This is a genomic window from Okeania sp. SIO2C9, from assembly GCF_010672455.1.
In the GTDB taxonomy this organism is placed as follows: Bacteria; Cyanobacteriota; Cyanobacteriia; order Cyanobacteriales; family Microcoleaceae; genus Okeania.
Genome location: NZ_JAAHGO010000012.1, coordinates 639,009 through 656,472, shown reverse-complemented (window position 1 = coordinate 656,472; position 17,464 = coordinate 639,009). Strand labels below are relative to the sequence as shown.

At 36.4% G+C, this 17,464-nt stretch carries 14 protein-coding genes and 2 pseudogenes; 11 read left to right on the top strand and 5 right to left on the bottom strand.

Annotation, left to right across the window (positions count from 1 at the left end):
• Positions 1–443: 443 nt before the first annotated feature.
• The 4 genes from F6K23_RS13115 to F6K23_RS13105 all read left to right on the top strand — a co-directional run bounded on the left by F6K23_RS13115 (position 444) and on the right by F6K23_RS13105 (position 3,084).
• Positions 444–785, top strand: coding sequence for a transposase (locus tag F6K23_RS13115; protein WP_293155730.1), 342 nt, complete (start codon positions 444–446; stop codon positions 783–785).
• A complete protein-coding gene (locus F6K23_RS41775) occupies positions 778–1,116 on the top strand; it encodes a transposase (RefSeq protein ID WP_367267691.1) in 339 nt (112 codons plus the stop codon). Before F6K23_RS13115 ends, F6K23_RS41775 begins: the two co-directional genes overlap by 8 nt.
• 813 nt (positions 1,117–1,929) lie before the next feature.
• A complete protein-coding gene (cmoB, locus tag F6K23_RS13110; protein ID WP_293155727.1) occupies positions 1,930–2,910 on the top strand; it encodes a tRNA 5-methoxyuridine(34)/uridine 5-oxyacetic acid(34) synthase CmoB in 981 nt (326 codons plus the stop codon).
• 12 nt (positions 2,911–2,922) lie between these two features.
• Positions 2,923–3,084 carry a hypothetical protein gene (locus F6K23_RS13105; protein ID WP_293155724.1) on the top strand — a complete coding sequence of 54 codons (162 nt, stop codon included), beginning with the start codon at positions 2,923–2,925 and terminating at the stop codon, positions 3,082–3,084.
• Positions 3,085–3,503: 419 nt separating this feature from the next.
• Here F6K23_RS13105 and F6K23_RS13100 read toward each other — a convergent pair whose 3' ends face one another.
• Entirely contained in the window at positions 3,504–4,523 is a 1,020-nt protein-coding gene (locus F6K23_RS13100; RefSeq protein WP_293155721.1) for a polysaccharide deacetylase family protein, read from the bottom strand.
• A gap of 509 nt (positions 4,524–5,032) precedes the next feature.
• On the opposite strand from F6K23_RS13100, the gene F6K23_RS13095 reads away from it, so the two are divergent.
• Positions 5,033–5,275: a hypothetical protein gene (locus F6K23_RS13095; protein WP_293155718.1), complete on the top strand. Its 243-nt coding sequence runs from the start codon at positions 5,033–5,035 to the stop codon at positions 5,273–5,275.
• Positions 5,276–5,992: 717 nt separating this feature from the next.
• Positions 5,993–7,420, top strand: a pseudogene (locus F6K23_RS13090) (IS5 family transposase); the annotation flags it as partial.
• Between the two features lie 288 nt (positions 7,421–7,708).
• Here the strand turns inward: F6K23_RS13090 and F6K23_RS13085 are convergent.
• Both F6K23_RS13085 and F6K23_RS13080 read right to left on the bottom strand, forming a co-directional pair.
• Positions 7,709–8,545, bottom strand: a pseudogene (locus tag F6K23_RS13085) (polyprenol monophosphomannose synthase); the annotation flags it as partial.
• A gap of 806 nt (positions 8,546–9,351) precedes the next feature.
• The gene (locus tag F6K23_RS13080) at positions 9,352–9,573 is read right to left on the bottom strand and encodes a hypothetical protein (protein WP_293155715.1); all 222 of its coding nucleotides are present in this window, start codon (positions 9,571–9,573) and stop codon (positions 9,352–9,354) included.
• Between the two features lie 180 nt (positions 9,574–9,753).
• Between F6K23_RS13080 and gloB the strand changes: the two genes are divergently transcribed.
• The 4 genes from gloB (at position 9,754) to F6K23_RS13060 (ending at position 15,034) form a co-directional block, all read left to right on the top strand.
• Positions 9,754–10,527, top strand: a complete 774-nt coding sequence (gene gloB / locus F6K23_RS13075; protein ID WP_293155712.1) for a hydroxyacylglutathione hydrolase — start codon at positions 9,754–9,756, stop codon at positions 10,525–10,527.
• Positions 10,528–11,431: 904 nt separating this feature from the next.
• Positions 11,432–11,749, top strand: coding sequence for a DUF2605 domain-containing protein (locus tag F6K23_RS13070; RefSeq protein WP_293155709.1), 318 nt, complete (start codon positions 11,432–11,434; stop codon positions 11,747–11,749).
• Positions 11,750–12,008: 259 nt separating this feature from the next.
• Positions 12,009–12,326: a DUF2973 domain-containing protein gene (locus F6K23_RS13065; RefSeq protein WP_124155546.1), complete on the top strand. Its 318-nt coding sequence runs from the start codon at positions 12,009–12,011 to the stop codon at positions 12,324–12,326.
• Between the two features lie 620 nt (positions 12,327–12,946).
• On the top strand, positions 12,947–15,034 hold the full coding sequence (locus F6K23_RS13060) for a DICT sensory domain-containing protein (protein ID WP_293155706.1): 2,088 nt from the start codon (positions 12,947–12,949) through the stop codon (positions 15,032–15,034).
• A gap of 9 nt (positions 15,035–15,043) precedes the next feature.
• Here F6K23_RS13060 and F6K23_RS13055 read toward each other — a convergent pair whose 3' ends face one another.
• Complete coding sequence (locus tag F6K23_RS13055) at positions 15,044–15,373, bottom strand: STAS domain-containing protein (protein WP_293155703.1); 330 nt, start codon at positions 15,371–15,373, stop codon at positions 15,044–15,046.
• Between the two features lie 630 nt (positions 15,374–16,003).
• Here F6K23_RS13055 and F6K23_RS13050 point away from each other — a divergent pair.
• Positions 16,004–16,432, top strand: a complete 429-nt coding sequence (locus F6K23_RS13050; RefSeq protein ID WP_293155700.1) for a photosystem I reaction center subunit II PsaD — start codon at positions 16,004–16,006, stop codon at positions 16,430–16,432.
• A 563-nt stretch (positions 16,433–16,995) separates the two neighbouring features.
• Here F6K23_RS13050 and F6K23_RS13045 read toward each other — a convergent pair.
• Complete coding sequence (locus tag F6K23_RS13045; RefSeq protein ID WP_293155697.1) at positions 16,996–17,400, bottom strand: nuclear transport factor 2 family protein; 405 nt, start codon at positions 17,398–17,400, stop codon at positions 16,996–16,998.
• Positions 17,401–17,464 lie beyond the last annotated feature (64 nt).

The window sequence follows — 17,464 nt, the reverse complement described above, 5'->3', positions numbered from 1 at the left end:
GTGTAAAATGTAATTCAAGAGAAAATAGTTATCTAGAGCGATACGGCTGACGCCACGCTCCGCGAACGCCAAAGGCAAAAATGGCCAGACCATACTCACGCTTATTTACGTATTCGTGTCATTAGAGCCTATCAAAATCAAGAAGGTTCTCAACGTCAAATAGCACAAAGATTTCAAGTTAGCTTGAGTTTTGTCCGTAATTTCACAGCGGCATTATAGAACCACAGGAACTGTGAATCCAAAGGAACATGGAGGAGGGCCAAAGATTAAAATTGATGGCAATTTTGATTCTTTAATGAGCGCAGAAAATCCAACAAAAACCAGATATGCATGCTTTGTGAGTTATGCGAATATGAGCGAAATTAGAACCGGAGTGAAAGTAAGTGTATCAACAATGTATCGAATTTTAAAAAAATTCAATATAAGTAGAAAAAAAAGTCTTTATGATCCGCGAACAAGACAGAGAAGATATAAAACAAAAACGCTATGACTATCGAAAATGGTTGGATTTAGTAGACATAAATAATTTGGTTTTTGTTGACTCTTCAGGAGTTAATCTAGGGATGACTCGTCTTTATGGTCCAGCAAAAGTAGGACAGAGAGTAGTCAGCAATGCCCCTAGAAATAAAGGTAAGAATACAAGTGTTTTAGGAGCTTTAAGTTTGGATGGTTTAATTGCATCAATGACCGTAATTGGTAGTACAAATAAAAATGTATTTGAAACATATATAGAGCAGATTTTAGTACCTCAACTATGGCGCTTGGGCAATTGTACTGATGGATAATTTAAGTGTCCACAAAGGTTCTAGAATTCAAGAGTTAATTTCCTCCACAGGAGCCAAGTTAATCTTCTTACCTGCGTACTCACCTGATTTGTCACCCATCGAACTATGTTGGTCAAAATTCAAAGAGTTTCTCCGCTCTCGTCAAGCTCTTTCCTCAAGAGCAATTAGATCGAGATATAGCGCGAAGCGTACGCTCTTGCTTACTGAAGATGATGTCATAGATTGGTTTGAACCGCAGTGGTTTATTCATATGAAAACCGCTGTAAAAGGGGAGGCGCATACCCACAATTTTTCGTTAAGAAAGGTATTTCTACTGAACTCGTCAATCTGATAGTTTTATAGATTGTGTATTATCCGGACATGATATAATATCAAGTTCGGTTTAACAACCTCACTTCAACAGGACTTACGCAGAGACTCTACATATAGTGAGGGCGCCATTCGGAGCTTTGCGGAACGCAAATACCATTCACCGGTACAAATGGTGCTTTAAAAGTCAATTTGCGTAAGTCCTGTTGAATTTAGTAGTCATATCATGTCCGCTGGGGCGCGTTTGTGTAAAACCAAGGGTGAATATCTACAGGAAATTTACTTTTTTTCAAGCTTTTAAGCCTTGTGATGTAGTCGATGGGGATATCACTATCCCTCACCTCTACTCCAAAACCGTACATGAGAGTTTCCAGCTCATACCGCTCCTGAGCACAAGGATTTCGCTGGTTAGGTACCCATACGACCTTCTTCCCACCTTTGTTTCAAGGGTTCTAGGGTTAGACACTTAATTTGAGCCTATTTTCTACTTCTATTTTGTGTAAGTCCGATTAGTAGTCAGTGCGCGGATGCTAAACCCTTAAATGTTAATTATTGCTAAAAATTTTACTATTCCCTCACACCAAGTGCGCAACAGCGGTGCGTCTGTCGCCCCCCGCGAGGTCGCACCGCTATTCCCTATGACCAAAAAAGAGGGTCTCAAGCCTCCCCTTTCAAGGGGATGAAAAAAAATCAGTTTCAATATTTCAAGCCTCTGACTTCAGGCAGAGGTACTGATAACTGATAACTGATAACTGATAACTGAAATGACCTATCGGTCTCGCATTGAATCTATTTGCAATTAAACGGATTTGATATAATTACTAAATTTAGTCTCATGTGTAATAATAGTATCGGCCATATTCCCTCAGATTATTTATATAAATATGACATCCCTATCAACACAGAAGCAATATTAAAAACCCGTCAAGAAAAACACAAAAAATTATTTGAAACCTCTACTCAAAAGTATTGCGAAGCAGTACAAACAGTTGCAGATATCAAAAGTAATTTTTTCGACTTTTCCGGTGCAGCGATAAAAGTCGGTCGTGCTGAGGAACTCTCTCCAGAGCAACAACAACTGTTCCGGAACAGTTTGCAAACATTTTGTCCTTGGAAAAAAGGTCCGTTTGAACTATTTGGTATAAACATTGATGCTGAATGGCGTTCTGATTGGAAATGGGAACGCATTTTGCCACATATTAGTTCTCTGAAAAATCGTAGAGTCGCCGATATTGGTTGCCACAATGGTTATTTTATGTTCCGCATGGCAGCTCAACAACCGGAGTTAGTGATTGGTTTTGAACCTTATGCCAAACATTTTTGGAATTTTCAACTTATTCAAAATATTGCGCAACAAAAAATGCTGATGTTTGAATTGTTGGGAGTCGAACATATCCACTATTACCCCCAATTTTTTGACACCATTTTCTGCTTGGGTATTCTCTATCATCACACTGACCCCATTGCTTTATTACGCAAAATGCGAGAAGCTTTAGCGCCCAAAGGAGAAATTATTATTGACTGTCAAGGCATTCCTGGAGATTTACCAGTAGCTCTCACACCTCGGAAACGTTATGCTCAAGCACGAGGTATTTGGTTCCTCCCCACTAAGTCTTGTTTAGAGAATTGGATAGGGAGAGCAGGGTTTAGTAATATTAATTGTTTCTTTGCCGAACCTTTGTCAGTGGCAGAACAACGGCGCACTTCTTGGGCCAATATTGATAGTTTGTCAGAATTTCTCAATCCTGAAGACCCTTCCTTGACAGTTGAAGGTTATCCTGCACCTTGGCGTTATTATGCGATCGCTCGTAAATAATGAGATGGGGTGATGGGGAGATGGGGTGATGGGGAGATGGGGAGATGGGGAGATGGGGTGATGGGGAGATGGGGTGATGGGGAGATGGGGAGATGGGGAGATGGGGAGATGGGGAGATGGGGCAAAAGGCCGTTTGCTTGCCCATATTCCGCAGGTGCTTGTACAGAGAAGTAAACATAAGAATAATTAGGGTTTTCTGAATAAAGTCTTTTGGTAAGGGTAGGAGACAGGAGACAGGAGACAGGAGACAACCCACCCCTCGCCCCTCCCCCTCCCTGGAGGGGAAGACAGGAGGAACGGGGAATGAGCGAGGAGGTAGTCGGAAAAATTGTAAGAGTGATTTTTCTGCCATAATCATCCCAGAACACTAGCTTTTTGAGCTTTTTCCGCTGAAAAGCTGGCACTTTTTTAGACAAAAAAAATGCTAAAATCTTTATCTGTCAATGCTTTGATATTTAATCAGCAAGCCCTAATTAACATTAACTGGGCTGCTATTAGCAAACACCTTAATGAGACTTGATATTAAGCCTTCCTGCCTCTTCTTTCTTCCTTCTTCCCTCTTCCTTCTTCCTTGTGCTATAACAGCCTGATTTTTATTTTTTCGACTTACGAATTTTTTTGAGTGTTGAAGCTCGAGTCGCTAACCGAATTAACTTATAAGGAGATGTGCGACTACCAACTGTAATTCGAGAAATGCGGAACTTATTTTTGAGATAATTTACTTTCAAATATTTATCATCGTAAATAAATCCAGTCAGATGATATTTAGGTAACTTTTTTTCTACCTTTCTATTGATGGCACCATAGGGATAAGCAATATGAGCAGCAACAATTTTATTCCTGTCTAAATCATTAGTACATTTTCTCAAAGCCAACTTCGCAAAATATAGTTCTACTTCTAATTCCTTGGAGCTAATTTTAGTTAAATTTTTATGGGTAAATCCATGAGATTGAATATCATAAAAATCTTTTTGATATCCTTCTCTTAAATCTTGACAGCTAAGATGTGGTAAATCTTTTCCATTATCAACTCCCAGAGTTTTAGGATTAATAAACAGAACAAATCTTACTTTTTCACCATATTTTTCTTCCATCCTTTCTAAGATGGGCATTCCATTTTTATGCACTCCTTCATAGCCATCATCAAAAGTAAGCATTACAGGTTTTTGACCTATATGTTTACTTGGTATAGGTTGAGATTTATTAATAAAATATACGAATAAATCTTGAGAGGATAACAACCAGTAATTTTTCTGTACTAAATACTCTACAAACTTTTCTAAATCTTGCTTAGTATAATCCATATCATAAAGAGGGCGATATGGTGGTAAATCAGCTTTATTCTGTAAATCAATAATGTCATGGAAACCAAAAATCGGAATTTTGACAGTCGGAGATTTAATAGCTGCAGCAGTCAAACCTAAACTGACGATAAATATTATTGAAAGGTATACAAGTTTACTTATCCACTTTGGTAAAAACTTAATTAAAAAGCAATTTTTGTACAAATGTATAATAGTTAAATTTAACTTCTCTACAGTGGAAAATAAAGATAAAATTACATTCCTACTTAGTAGCTTAATCGGATATTGAATCCATTTTTGATTAATCATATCTTTCCCTAATATTCAATCGCAAATCTGTGAATTATTGCTAGTTATTGATGATACTATCACTATTTTTTCCTGACTAATATAAAAAATTTGTTTTGTTTCGTAGGAGTGGACGATCGCCACTGAAGTTCTTGAAGAAGGAAGAAGGAAGAAGGAAAAAGGAAAAAGTTGATGGGGACTCAAACCCCAACCAATTGTAAACACCGTATAGACGGCGGTGTATTCAACCTAAAAGAAAAAGATAAACAATCCCCCCTAATAAATTGAGGTATTATTTTCCTGAATTAGTATCAAGGTGAATGAAATTTACATCTATAAGAGTTAAATTTGTGTAATACTATTCAATCAAAAAATGCTAAGGCTGAGAAAGTGGGAAATTATTTTTACTTGTATAGTTGTATAGATAGATTTTCCTCAATATCAAAAATCTGAAATTCTGAGTGATATAATGGCCGTAGTCTGATAAGTTAAGAAAAATTAAGCATATTCTCAAGCAGGAGGTGAGTCCCGTGTTTAAGCAAGATCATCAAAATCTGAAAGTAGTTCAACTAGAGGAAGGAATATTGGTTCATACTCAACTCAGAAGCGCTTATATTCCTGCATTGCGTTCTGGGTTTGCCGGATACCCAGTTAACCCTCGTTGGAGTGGAGTCAAATATTATGCTTGGAAGACAGGAAAACAATGGCGACAGGCGCTTTTGAATGGAGAGATGGTAGTGCGTTTGAGTGATTCAATGTTGGTATCTATATGATCAAATTAAAGACTTAGAACAAAAGTCTTATGTGGTATGGTGGGACTACCAAAAATCATTGCCCAAGAGTAATTGGGAATTTGAATGCCCTGTCTTTCAGGGATGAAAAACTACTTATACTACACTTGGTTTAAAGTCTGTTAGTAATCAAGGGAGGCAACAAGGAGTATGAATAATTTATAAATTTCTTTTACTTATAGAACTTACGCAAAAACATTACATAAATTTAGTTGAAACTATAGTGCTATACTAAATACAATGTTTATAACTAAAAAATGCAATGCGTAAGTTCTAACTTATATATGTTACCTAATAATGAAGGTTTAAAGTCTCTGATTGACTGCGCCACGGACTGTCGCCCTACAAGCACCAAACAAGAAAAATTTTTCCTTTTCATCAATCCTCATTCTTTTCAAGGAAAGGTAATTGTTAATAATTAATTATTAATTCTTGAAGTAGTCTTATAACAATTCCTAAAAATAATGCCATACTTATTGAAGACTTCAGTTATTAAGTAATAAGTCACGTTCAGTAATGTTTTTAGCAATTATTTGCATGAAGTAAATATATCTGATTCGTTATTGACCGAATAATTAGGGCTTGCTGAATAAATCTAAAAAACTTACACAGTAAGGATTTAAGGAACTTTTAATCATAAACTGTATCTGATTTTGAGCTAAAATACACCAAAAACCAGGTATCTATACTGCACAGACCATGTACAGAAAAGTAGGCCAACGTCACATGGCACCAGAAAATTTTGAACTGCCGTTCAATGGCCAATTATCCCCAGAAAATCGCTCTCGTTGTGATGGCTAGTTTAATTCCTTGGTCTGAAGAGCGAAGATAAATATGCAATTAATTTCTCAGAAGAAAGAGGAGCGCCTGCCTTAAATTTTAGAATTGCACCCTTGGGCGTTAATTATTAAGGAAAAACTAGGGATAAGCGATCGCGCGCGCAGTAGAACAAATCAAGGAAAACCCTTATTTACAATACTTTATCGGTCTTGATTGTTATAGCAATGAAGCGACCTTCGATTCCTCAACGTTGGTTCATTTTAGAGAAAGAATAGGCGCTGATTTAATCAATCAAATTAATTCAGATATGGTCAAAATTCAGGGTGAAAAGAAGGAAGACGAAAGGAAAAAAAACACAGCAGAAGAAATCAAGGAGCGTAAAAAATCAAGGTAAACTAATCATAGATGCCACCTGCGCTCCTGCTGATATCAGCTATCCTACAGACTTAAATCTATTAAATCAAGGCCGAAAATTCGCAGAAAAAATCATCGATATTCTGTATGAATCATTTCAATTGCCAATTTAATAAAAAACCAATTACTCACCGTCAAACAGCGAGAAAAGAATATTTAAAGGTGGCAAAAAAAAGACGACCTACTCGCATGTGAAATCAAGAAAGCTCTGAAAAAACAACTGAAATATGTTTGTAAAAATTTAACCACCATAGGGCTGCTAATAGAGAATGGTGCTAGCCTAGAAAGTCTGAGTAAGAGACAATATAAAACTTTGTTGGTAGTGAGTGAAGTATATCGCCAACAACAATGGATGTGGTCAAACAAAAAAATACGAATAGATGACAGAATAGTAAGCTTAAATCAACCTCATATACCTCCAATAGTAAGAGGAAAAGCAGGAATTAATACATAATTTGGAGCAAAACTATCTGCGAGTTATATAGATGGATATGTATTTTGACACCGGATCAGCTGGGATAATTATAATGAATCAGGAGATTTAAGAGCTCAAGTAGAAGAATTTAAAAACTACACAGGCCATTACCCAGAGTCGGTTCATGCAGACCAAATTTACAGAACAAGAGAAAATCGAAAATTCTGTACTGAAAGAGGTATTAGAATGAGCGGTCCTCCTTTGGGAAGACCACCAAAAAGTATTGATAAAGAACAGAAGAAACAAACTCAGTTAGATGAAAGGTTACGGAACTATATCGAGGGTAAATTTGGTCAAGCAAAAAGAGGATTTAGTCTAGGAAAAGTGATGGCCAAACTTTCTGAAACTTCCGAAACTGCGATAGAACTCCGTTGCGCTGCGCGATCGCAATTACTTTCTTAGTAATTAACCTTTCCACCCTCTTAAAGGAGGCTTTTTCTCTTTTTTTTGTACTTTTTTGCAGAAAAAACTGTTTTTGCGGTCTGTTTAATCATTTAAACCTATAGTTGAATGAATGATGATAATAAAAAATTATCATCAATTTGTTTTGAATAACAAGTCAACTGTTTTCAGATTTATTCAGCAAACCCTAATTATTTAATTATTTAATAATTAATGATTATTAATTATTAATTATTAATTGTTGAACTACTCCCTACTCTCTGCTTTCAAGAAAATGTAACAAAAATGCGTGATATTTGGTACTAGACTAATATATTTCACAGCGAGAATATATTAAAAACAATAAAACCAACTGTACCGAAACAGATAAATCGACTAGGCCATCTAGCCAACCTTAAATTTAGTAGGTGGTGTAAATATTCTATATATTGTTTCCAGGTAACTTTACTTTCCCCTTCTAGACGTTCATTAAATATATAGCCCACTTCTCCCACCCAACAAATACTGCCTCGACCTAAAACTTCAATCAAAATTTTGTACCCTACTGGCCTAAGAATTTTTTCTGCGATCGCCTTTCGGCGGACCATAAAATAGCCACTCATGGGATCTGAGACTCTCCCTACGACTCCAGGTAAAATAATTAATCCCAAAACTTGAGCGCCACGAGACAATAATCTTCTAATAATATTCCACTCACTGACACCTCCTTCCTCAAAGTGACGACTAGCCACTGCTAAGTCAGCACCTTGCTCCATTTTTGTCAATAGTTTTAAGAGAGTTTCTGGGGGATGTTGTAAGTCTGCATCTATTACTCCTAATATTTCTCCTTTTGCCACTTGCCAACCACGAATGACTGCAGTGGAAAGTCCTCTTTCTTTTTCCCTACGCATTACCTGGAGTTGAGGATATTCTGGTGTCATATTCTGAGCCGTCTCCCAAGTTAAGTCGGGACTATTGTCGTCTACCACAATTAATTCATAAGCATCGGGAATTTGAGCATCTAGTAACTGAGTTAGTCTTTGGACAATCTTTGGAATATTTTGACTTTCTTTAAATGTGGGAATAACCAGAGAAAGTTTAATTTCTGGACTATCTGGTTTTATAGTATTTTTTACTACAGTAGGAACTTGTAATAAACCTGTTGGTACTGTTAGTAGTGAATTTGGTTTAGTTGCACTCATTATCAATTTTCTCTATCTGAGGTATTAGTTAATTGTGGATTTAACAGAATTCAGAATATAGTCAGGTTTATATTTACCGAATAATTAATAATTAATTATTAATTATTAATTATTAATTATTAAATAATTCGCGCCTTGAAGCCTCCTCTTTTAAGGGGAAAAAAGCGGTCGATCTTCGTAGCTTCCCGAAGGGTGGGATGGCTCCGAAACCTGCGCTATATCCATGAGACCAAGAGAAGAAATAGTACTTCCTTATATTCAATCAAGAGCGGTTTTAACCAGAGGTAATTATCAATTATCAATTATCCATTATCCATTAATGAAAGCAGATTCGGTGATATATGAGGTGCAAATTTTAAAGATCGAGTGCGGGCATCTTGCCCGCCATGGTAGGACATCTTACCCACCACAGATGTACCTCACTGATATGAAATATGCTGTATATCAAGTTGCCAATTATTACTTACTGTACTTTATTAATTTAATTTGTCAGTGTATATTTTTCTTTAGCTATTAATGCAATATTGAGACGATTTTTCATTTCAAAAAAATATGTATAATATTTTAATGGAGGTAAAATATCTCATTAACAATTATTGCTAAGACTTATGAAATAGTTGTTTGCGTAGGACTCAGCAGGAAAAGCCAAAGAATATGAATAATTTTATGCCCCAAGTATAGCTACATTTTTTGATACATGATACTTTATTTTTCCTGTTGTCTATTCCCTATAATTTAAAATTTTGTACTTAATCAAAGAAATAAACGTTATCAAGTATTTACTAAGATTTTTTACTCTTAAATATCTATGAATAATAATGATCATCAACTAACTTAATTTTACCAATTTGAAGAAAGTCAAATATCTGATTAATTTGATGTTGTTCTTCATCTGTTATGTTTTTACCACATAATATTGCCGAAGTAAGTTGTAGGTGTTCCCGGCGACTAAGTTTGCCTGATGTAATAACTCGGTTCACCATTTGATTAATTGTCACATTTGGTTGATTTTGCTCACTCCATAACATAATCTTTTATCTCCTCTATATAAATTTTGGTATTGATTATATGTTCAGTAATATACCCGATCAAAGTAGTCTCAGAAATAAATATTACCTTTGTTCTCATTCCTAAGTTATTTTAATAGTTAAGAGGGCAATAATATCCCTAAGTGAAAATTTTGTATATAAGGCATTAATTTAGTTTCTATGAAGATTTATCGACTGCCAGCACTTTCAGACAACTATATCTTTTTACTACATGACCCAAATCAAAAGATTGCGGCTGTAGTCGATCCAGCAGAAGTTAGGCCAGTGACCGAAAAACTAGAATCATTGGGTGCTCAGTTAGTGGCTATTTTCAACACCCACCACCATTCAGACCATGTAGGAGCTAATCAAAAGTTAATTCAGAAGTTTCCTCAACTTACAGTCTATGGAGGAGTTGAAGACCGAGGAAGAATTCCTGGACAAAAGGTATTTTTACAGGAAGGCGATCAAGTCCAATTTTCTGACCGACAGGGAGAGGTTCTATTTGTGCCCGGTCATACAAGTGGCCATATTGCTTATTACTTTCCTCCTGTAGTTGCTGGAGAAGCGGGGGAATTATTTTGTGGTGATACTTTATTTGCTGGTGGTTGTGGCCGCTTATTTGAAGGAACACCAGCTCAGATGGTACAGTCTTTGAGTAAACTGCGTAATTTGCCTGACAATACACGAATATGGTGTGCCCATGAATACACTTTAAAGAATTTGCAGTTTGCTATAACGGTTGATGAGCAAAACTTAGACTTACAAACTCGTTTTGCTGAAGTTAAGGCAGCACGCAGTCGGAATGAGGCTACTGTGCCATCAATGATTGGTGTAGAAAAATGCACAAATCCTTTTCTGCGTTGGGATCAACCTAATCTACAGTTAGCGGTTAAAAGCCAAGATCCAGTACAAACTTTTGCCCGTTTACGAGGAAAGAAAGACCAATTTTAATTATATTCTACTTTTTCATCTAATCTAGTTAAGTTTATGAGTACTTAAGGTGCTAAAGCTCTAATACCATGTTCGCTTCATTAGTGATAATTAAAGTTCTTAGGTGGTAGGTGTAAATTCAAGAGGGAACACTGGAAACGGAGCACAAATTTGGGATATTCCTTCAATATCGAGTATTTATAGCAACTGCCAGAGCAGTTAGGAATAGCTTTCAAAGGGGGGTGATATCATGTCCGGTAGCATCGGTCTTGTATAGTAAATAGGCAACAGGCAACAGGCAACAGGCAACAGGCAAGAAAAAACTTAAATTTCCTGTAGATATCCACGCTAACTTTTACACAAACGATACCAACGGACATGATATGAGGGGGGATGGAGAGCGCGGGTCTTCAACCAACGTTGAGAGAAAACCCGATTATACAGTGATCACACTCTCTACTTCCATTCAATGCAGACATAAAATGCCGGAATATCCCCAGATAACTCCCACTCTGATCCTTTCTTATGACTCCTGGCTCCTGACTCCTGACTCCTAATTTAGGACTCCTGGCTCCTGAATTATATGATAACTAATTATCCGGATACTATATAAGTTACTTTTACACTTTAAAAGGCCCGTAAAGAATATCAGAATTACACCCTTGGTGCATTAATTTCGCAAAGCGATTGACTAAATTTACAATAATTTTTGTCAGCAATAGCATTTTTTGTACTTTTAATCTGTATAAATTAATCAGATTTTTGGGAAAAGATCATTATCAAAGGTGACTGGCTTTGGCTCTAAAATCCTTACTCCTTTAGTTTTCAAATCTCAAGCTCCCTGAGAAAACATTTATTAAGTAAAATGTTAAAAAGTGTAAAGAGTGTTAAGATAAAATCTATAATAAGAAATTAATTTAGAAAAATGCTAAATCCAAGACTGCCCGAAGCAGATTTACTTAAAGCAGTACTGAAACCCTTGTTAGAGGATTTTCAGTATTGGTTTGAGCGTTCCCGTCAGTTATTGGAGAGAGAAAAAATTCCTTTTCTTAGTAGCACTGAACAATTCGACCTACTTAACAGAGTTAAGCAAGCTCAACAGGAAGTGAGTACAGCACAAACTCTTTTTAATGCAACTGAAGGTCAAGTTGGGGTAGAAACTACAGTGCTTATGCCCTGGCATCACTTACTAACGGAATGCTGGCAAGTTTCAATGCGATTTCGCAAAGAACAATCTAGATAGAATTGCTCATTACGCTCAAACTTAAGTATCAAGCAATAAATTAAAAAATAAAATTTAGTTAACTTTTAAATATAACAGTTTTGGAATTTATAACTATTAATTTACGCTAAAAGCACTATCTTCTCTGGAAATTGATGATGACTGACCCAGATAATTTATGGGGATAAAACTCATCCAGAGTTAAGTAGATATAAAATAAGAAAAACTGTTTAAACTTTTTTAAAATTTGCTGAGTGCCTATATGGCCCTGGAGAAAACCATGTTACATTTGCTTTATATCCTAGCCTTTACTACTGTTGCCGTTTTGGCTGTTCGTAATTTAATCCGTAGTCTATTAACTGTGGGCCTTGAGTCTCAATCTTTACCCTCAAACCGAGAATGGTCTTCTGGTGATTCTTATTCTAAGTCTCGTAGAATTCCACATCCGGAACTATTAGATGAATCTGGGAATTTTATTGATGAACCTTTGTTGGTGATGCGTTCCGTTAATGTACAAGAAGCTCGTCAACAGTTGGATGCTATTTATAATTCTGAGCTTGGATCTAGTAGTGAAACTAGAGAGGAGAAGGATAAATAAAGACGACAACAAATAATGTAAGATTTGTAAAAATTACCGAAAAATTGGGTTTAAAGCCTCGCCCTTGTAGGGCGACTTTTTATTTTTATGTTAAGTCAATTGAATATATGATATAGTGTTATTAGTTGCCGGGGGGCACTCGGAAACTCGTGCGCGGACGTGGAGGGAAGCGTTAGACTACCGCCAAGGAAGCAGCACCCTGTGTTAGCGGCAGCTATGCGAAGCAAAGCGTCAACCCGCCGAGGAGCTACGGCTCAGTAGTAATTCCCGTGCCTTTAGGTCGGGGAGGATGTCAAAAGATATACATAAAAAGTCTAAAGTCCTTAATTCTCTAATTATCAGGTATTTTCTGTACAATCAAATTCATAATTGCTGTAGCAGAAAATTGATAAAAACTTAAAAACTTGCTATTGCTTTGTTTCAAAAAAACTGATAATAGCAAGTTATTTTTATAACTTTAAAATGCTAAATATTTGAGATAAAATAATTTCTACTTATACCAAATACCCGATTATAAATCAGGGATCAGACAAAACTAAAGAATAAAAGCCTCTGCAGTGTTCACACTAACAATGTATATTTAATATTAGTAGTGCAGTAGGGTAAAGATTAACCGCCAGATGACCATCCCTAAGTCCGTATTGGCAGAACTGGTGCAAGAGATTCCGCAGTTGAGACCACAAATTTACTTTAAGTCATCCCTGACTGCTCTATCTCATGCAATGGAAGACCAGGTTTTAGCAAGCTCTGATCAACCTCTGGTAATTGCAACTTTTCAGCAAGAGCGTTTTTATCGCCAGGAAGCTCATCGTTATCGACGAATTGCTAACCTAACATCCCAAGTATATGTACTAGCAGCACCAGAAACAGCATTTAAAAATTCTTCTGAGTATTACGAAACAATAGCTTTTAATACTAAAGAGACTCTAAGTAAGGAATGGAATTTACTGGTACTTGGTCAACAGTATTCAAGTTGTTTGATTTGTAATGAGCGTTTTAATTCTGGTAAAAGTGATGAAACATCTAAGTTGATTGCCATGGATCAGGCACGTCGATTTGAAGGTATTTGGACTTTTGACCGTCAGGTATGTGTCCAAGCTGCTGAATTATTACTGAATAGAATACTCAGATATAGGCCACAGTTAGAAGAAAAAGTACAAGCAGCACGAGAAGTTTATAGCATCAATCTTGATGTAGAGATGGGAAGAAAATCTGCAAAAAGAAAATCTAGCTCTAATCGTCGTTACCAAAAGAAAGCTTCAGAAGTAGTTACTCAAAATCCTCAATTTAACGATCCTTTTGCCCAACGTTTGGTGACTTATTTACAGGCAAGTCAATATAAGTTACTTAAAGCATATCGCTCGATCGCTGTTCAGGAACAAAAACAGCGCCTGATTAATATTATTTCTAATGCCATGAGGCGATCGCTAGACTCTGATGAGATTATTAAAGTAGCAGTGCAAGAATTGGGAGAAGCACTTTTAGTTTGCCGATGCTTAATTTATCAATGTCGAGCTTTAGATGTCACAGCAACTATTACACATGAATATTTAAGTTCGTCAGTTACATCTGTGGTTAATCAAGCATGGCCTTTACAAGATAATCCTTTATTTCAAAAGGTTGTTCAAACTCAAGAGCAAGTCTATATAGAAGATACAAGCTTACTGCCTAATTATTGTTTGACAGAAGCGCCACAAGGCTCTAAAATTCAAGGCAAAAGTTGTCTCCAAACATTAATATCTCAATGGGAAATTAAGAGCTGGTTAATGGTACCTTTGCTTTATCAGGGAAGACTTTTAGGTATGGTGGAGTTACACCACTGTGGTTCATGTCCCCATCACTGGTCTGATGACAAAATAGATTTAGTAGAAGCGATCGCTACTCAATTAGGTATAACTTTGATCCAGGCGGAAACTTATGCCCACTTAGAAGAATTAAATCAACAATTAGAAGCTCTGGACCGGACTCGTAGTAATTTAATTGCAATTACTGGCCATGAGCTACGGACACCTTTATCAACTATTCAAGTTTGCCTTGAAAGTTTGAGTCAAGAACCAGATATGCCTGCAGAGTTACGTCAAGTTATGTTGGAAACTGCATTAGCAGATGCAGATAGAATGCGTCATCTTGTGCAAGATTTCTTAACATTGTCTCATTTAGAAAGTGGTACGGTTGAGTGGAATGTAGAATATCTGCCTCTATTAGAATGTGTTGATTTGGCTCTGAGTAGTATTCGTGCCCATCATTTACAAAGAGATTTACCGAATATTACTACTGAGGTATCGACAGAATTACCTTTAGTTTTAGCTGATGGAGAATGGTTAGTAGAGGTATTGTCAAAACTCCTGGATAATGCTTGTAAGTTTACTCAGTCTGAAGGAACAGTAATGATTGGGGCTACTTCTAATGGAGATAATATGTTGGAAGTGACAGTCTCTGATACTGGTCGTGGGATTGAACCTAAGCGCTTAGAAGCTGTATTTGATCGTTTTTATCAAGAGGAAGGTGCTTTACGGCGCAGTGTTGGTGGTACAGGTTTAGGTTTAGCCATTTGTCGGCAGATTATTACTCGCTTGGGAGGAAAAATTTGGGCAGAGTCAGCGGGTAAAAATCGTGGTAGTCAGTTTCACTTTACAATTCCAATTGTTAGTAATAGTGAAAAAATGGAGAGGGAAAATCAAACAAAAAGAAAGGAATCTAATTCATAAACTTAGCAGCTAGCAAAGTAGTAGTTTAGGTTTTAATGAATAGAGAAATGATTCGTCTTCTAAAAAATGAAATTCTTGGTCTAATCCAGTTAATTGAAAAACCAATTGAATATCATCTTGGATATTAAACAGATATAATAGACATCCTCTTTTTTCAGAAATTTTTCGGACAATAACTAAAGTAGTTAATCCAAAATTATTAATTTTGTTTACTAATCCCATATCTATTATCCAGTATAAATTTCGTGTTTTGTCGATTAGTTTGTCTACTATGTGCTTAAGTTGATAACTTCTCTTTAAATCTAAGTTGCCTTGAGGGCGAAATAAAATTGCTTTCATATAGTCCGATATATTTCAATAAATGAAGGTGAAAAATAGCTGTTCCTTATATAGTGTTAAAAATGCCTAATAAAGATAATAAAGAGTAATTAGTAATGATCGGCTTTAACCAAAAGTTAGTTACTATAGTATTTTCAGTAAACAAAAAAAAATTGCGTTTTTTATTCGATAAAAAATATCTATAGCAATTTTCTTTCGGTTATGTCAAAATCTTCTGAAAAAAGCAAAAAGTAACAATACTCAAAAAATGCTATATGTAGCAATCTTATTTGAGCTGTAAGATATTGTAGACTTTTAGAGAACAGGTTAACTAGGAGTCGAAAGTCACTAATTTCTCACAAATAATTTAGGGTTACTCTATTGACAGTAATTAACAATATAGTTTTATTATTCGATTATTTATCTAGACTAAAATCAAGTCATAGTAAAATTCAAGAGGACTATTGCAATTACCCTCTTTTTTTTAACTTCAACCATAACCGAACTCTCTTTAGTCGATGGCAATTAGTAATTAATGGCCTAAAGTCTGGCCAGAGTCCTAAATATCCTTTTGTAACAGAACCTTACAATTTCTTAAACCTGGGTAACTGTGGTGATAGGATTCCATAAAAAGGTTCATATAAAAAATCTATGGCAGACGAACTAACAGGTCAACCTCCTATTTTCGGTGGCAGTACTGGTGGCTTACTGACCAAAGCCGAAGTTGAAGAAAAGTACGCTATTACCTGGACTAGCTCAAAAGAGCAGGTATTTGAAATGCCTACAGGTGGTGCAGCTATTATGAATGAAGGTGAAAACCTACTATACTTGGCTCGCAAAGAGCAATGCTTGGCCCTCGGCACTCAACTAAGGACTAAATTTAAGCCCAAAATTGAGGACTTCAAAATCTATCGGATTTTCCCTGATGGTTCCACCGAGTACCTACATCCGAAAGATGGAGTCTTCCCTGAAAAGGTTAATGAAGGACGTCCTTATGTAGGTAAGATCGACCGCAACATTGGCAGTAACCCAGAACCTGCTGCTCTCAAGTTTACTGGTAAAAAACCCTATGACGCATAGGATCGGATCTACCAGTTATTTTATGGGATAGAATAAGTAGTAAATAATATAGGCTTTTAAGAGTAGCAATATTTTTTGCATTTTCTATCGTTTGATGATTAACACCTCGGCTTTCAGATATTTTATCTGAGGCTGAGGTGTTAATTTGATGAAGTGAAGAAGGAAGAAAAAAATTATATAAATTGTAGATTTTATTATACCAACTACCAAAAATAATTCTAAATACTTCAAGGATTAAGTAATTTAGTGGTACTTAGACATTTTCAGGTAGAAAAAATGCGTCAAAGTAAGTCTAGACAAAGGAATTAGGTCGATAGCCTAAAAATAGCTAGAACACTTGCTGACTAAGAATTTATACCTTCTTGATGTAAAAACCTATAGCTGTTTATCAAAATAATGTGGGTCGCGCAACCCCGCCTTTTAAGGCGTAATATTTTTGGAGCGAAGCTCAAATTCCCGTTACAAAAATAACTTCTGACTCTCTTGGTGCGCTACCAGATACGTCTGTCGCACCCCGCGGGGTCGCACCGCTTCTGACTTCTGACTTCTGACTTCGTTAATTTCTACCAGTTCATCGCAGGTGGTTTTTGTTCAGCCGTCCAGTGACAAAGAAATTCTTGAAAGCTGACAATGTGCTCGTTTTCCACTTTGAATACATGGGCCCATCGATTTTGGAATGGCTCACCTGAAGCTTTACATACACCTGTTTCCTCGCCAAGCACAACGACTGTCACATCATCCTCAAAAAAGCTCCGTGGTTCAAAAGAATTAAACTCCCAACTGTCTGCGAGTATATCCAAGAATTTACGCACACCACTGATGCCATGAAACGCTTGGCACTTCTCTAATGTCGATGGTCCGTTGACAACCCACTCAATATCTTCTGAGCAAAGTTTCACAAACCCATCAAGATCGCCTCTTGTAAAACACTTATAAACCTTTTTCACTACCTCAAGGGCCATCGCCATTTTTCACTCCTGATATTTTTCAAAGACGTTTAAAGTATTGATTTGTAATTGTTTTAGGATTTTG

Excerpts from the sequence above, each read along its gene's own strand:
- gloB (WP_293155712.1), top strand. The coding sequence starts at position 9,754 with ATGAAGATTTATCGACTGCCAGCACTTTCAGACAACTATATCTTTTTA.
- F6K23_RS41775 (WP_367267691.1), top strand. The coding sequence starts at position 778 with ATGGATAATTTAAGTGTCCACAAAGGTTCTAGAATTCAAGAGTTAATT.
- F6K23_RS13060 (WP_293155706.1), top strand. The coding sequence starts at position 12,947 with ATGACCATCCCTAAGTCCGTATTGGCAGAACTGGTGCAAGAGATTCCG.
- F6K23_RS13070 (WP_293155709.1), top strand. The coding sequence starts at position 11,432 with ATGCTAAATCCAAGACTGCCCGAAGCAGATTTACTTAAAGCAGTACTG.
- F6K23_RS13080 (WP_293155715.1), bottom strand. The coding sequence starts at position 9,573 with ATGTTATGGAGTGAGCAAAATCAACCAAATGTGACAATTAATCAAATG.
- F6K23_RS13100 (WP_293155721.1), bottom strand. The coding sequence starts at position 4,523 with ATGATTAATCAAAAATGGATTCAATATCCGATTAAGCTACTAAGTAGG.
- F6K23_RS13115 (WP_293155730.1), top strand. The coding sequence starts at position 444 with ATGATCCGCGAACAAGACAGAGAAGATATAAAACAAAAACGCTATGAC.
- F6K23_RS13105 (WP_293155724.1), top strand. The coding sequence starts at position 2,923 with ATGGGGAGATGGGGTGATGGGGAGATGGGGAGATGGGGAGATGGGGTG.
- F6K23_RS13050 (WP_293155700.1), top strand. The coding sequence starts at position 16,004 with ATGGCAGACGAACTAACAGGTCAACCTCCTATTTTCGGTGGCAGTACT.
- cmoB (WP_293155727.1), top strand. The coding sequence starts at position 1,930 with ATGTGTAATAATAGTATCGGCCATATTCCCTCAGATTATTTATATAAA.
- F6K23_RS13045 (WP_293155697.1), bottom strand. The coding sequence starts at position 17,400 with ATGGCGATGGCCCTTGAGGTAGTGAAAAAGGTTTATAAGTGTTTTACA.
- F6K23_RS13055 (WP_293155703.1), bottom strand. The coding sequence starts at position 15,373 with ATGAAAGCAATTTTATTTCGCCCTCAAGGCAACTTAGATTTAAAGAGA.
- F6K23_RS13065 (WP_124155546.1), top strand. The coding sequence starts at position 12,009 with ATGTTACATTTGCTTTATATCCTAGCCTTTACTACTGTTGCCGTTTTG.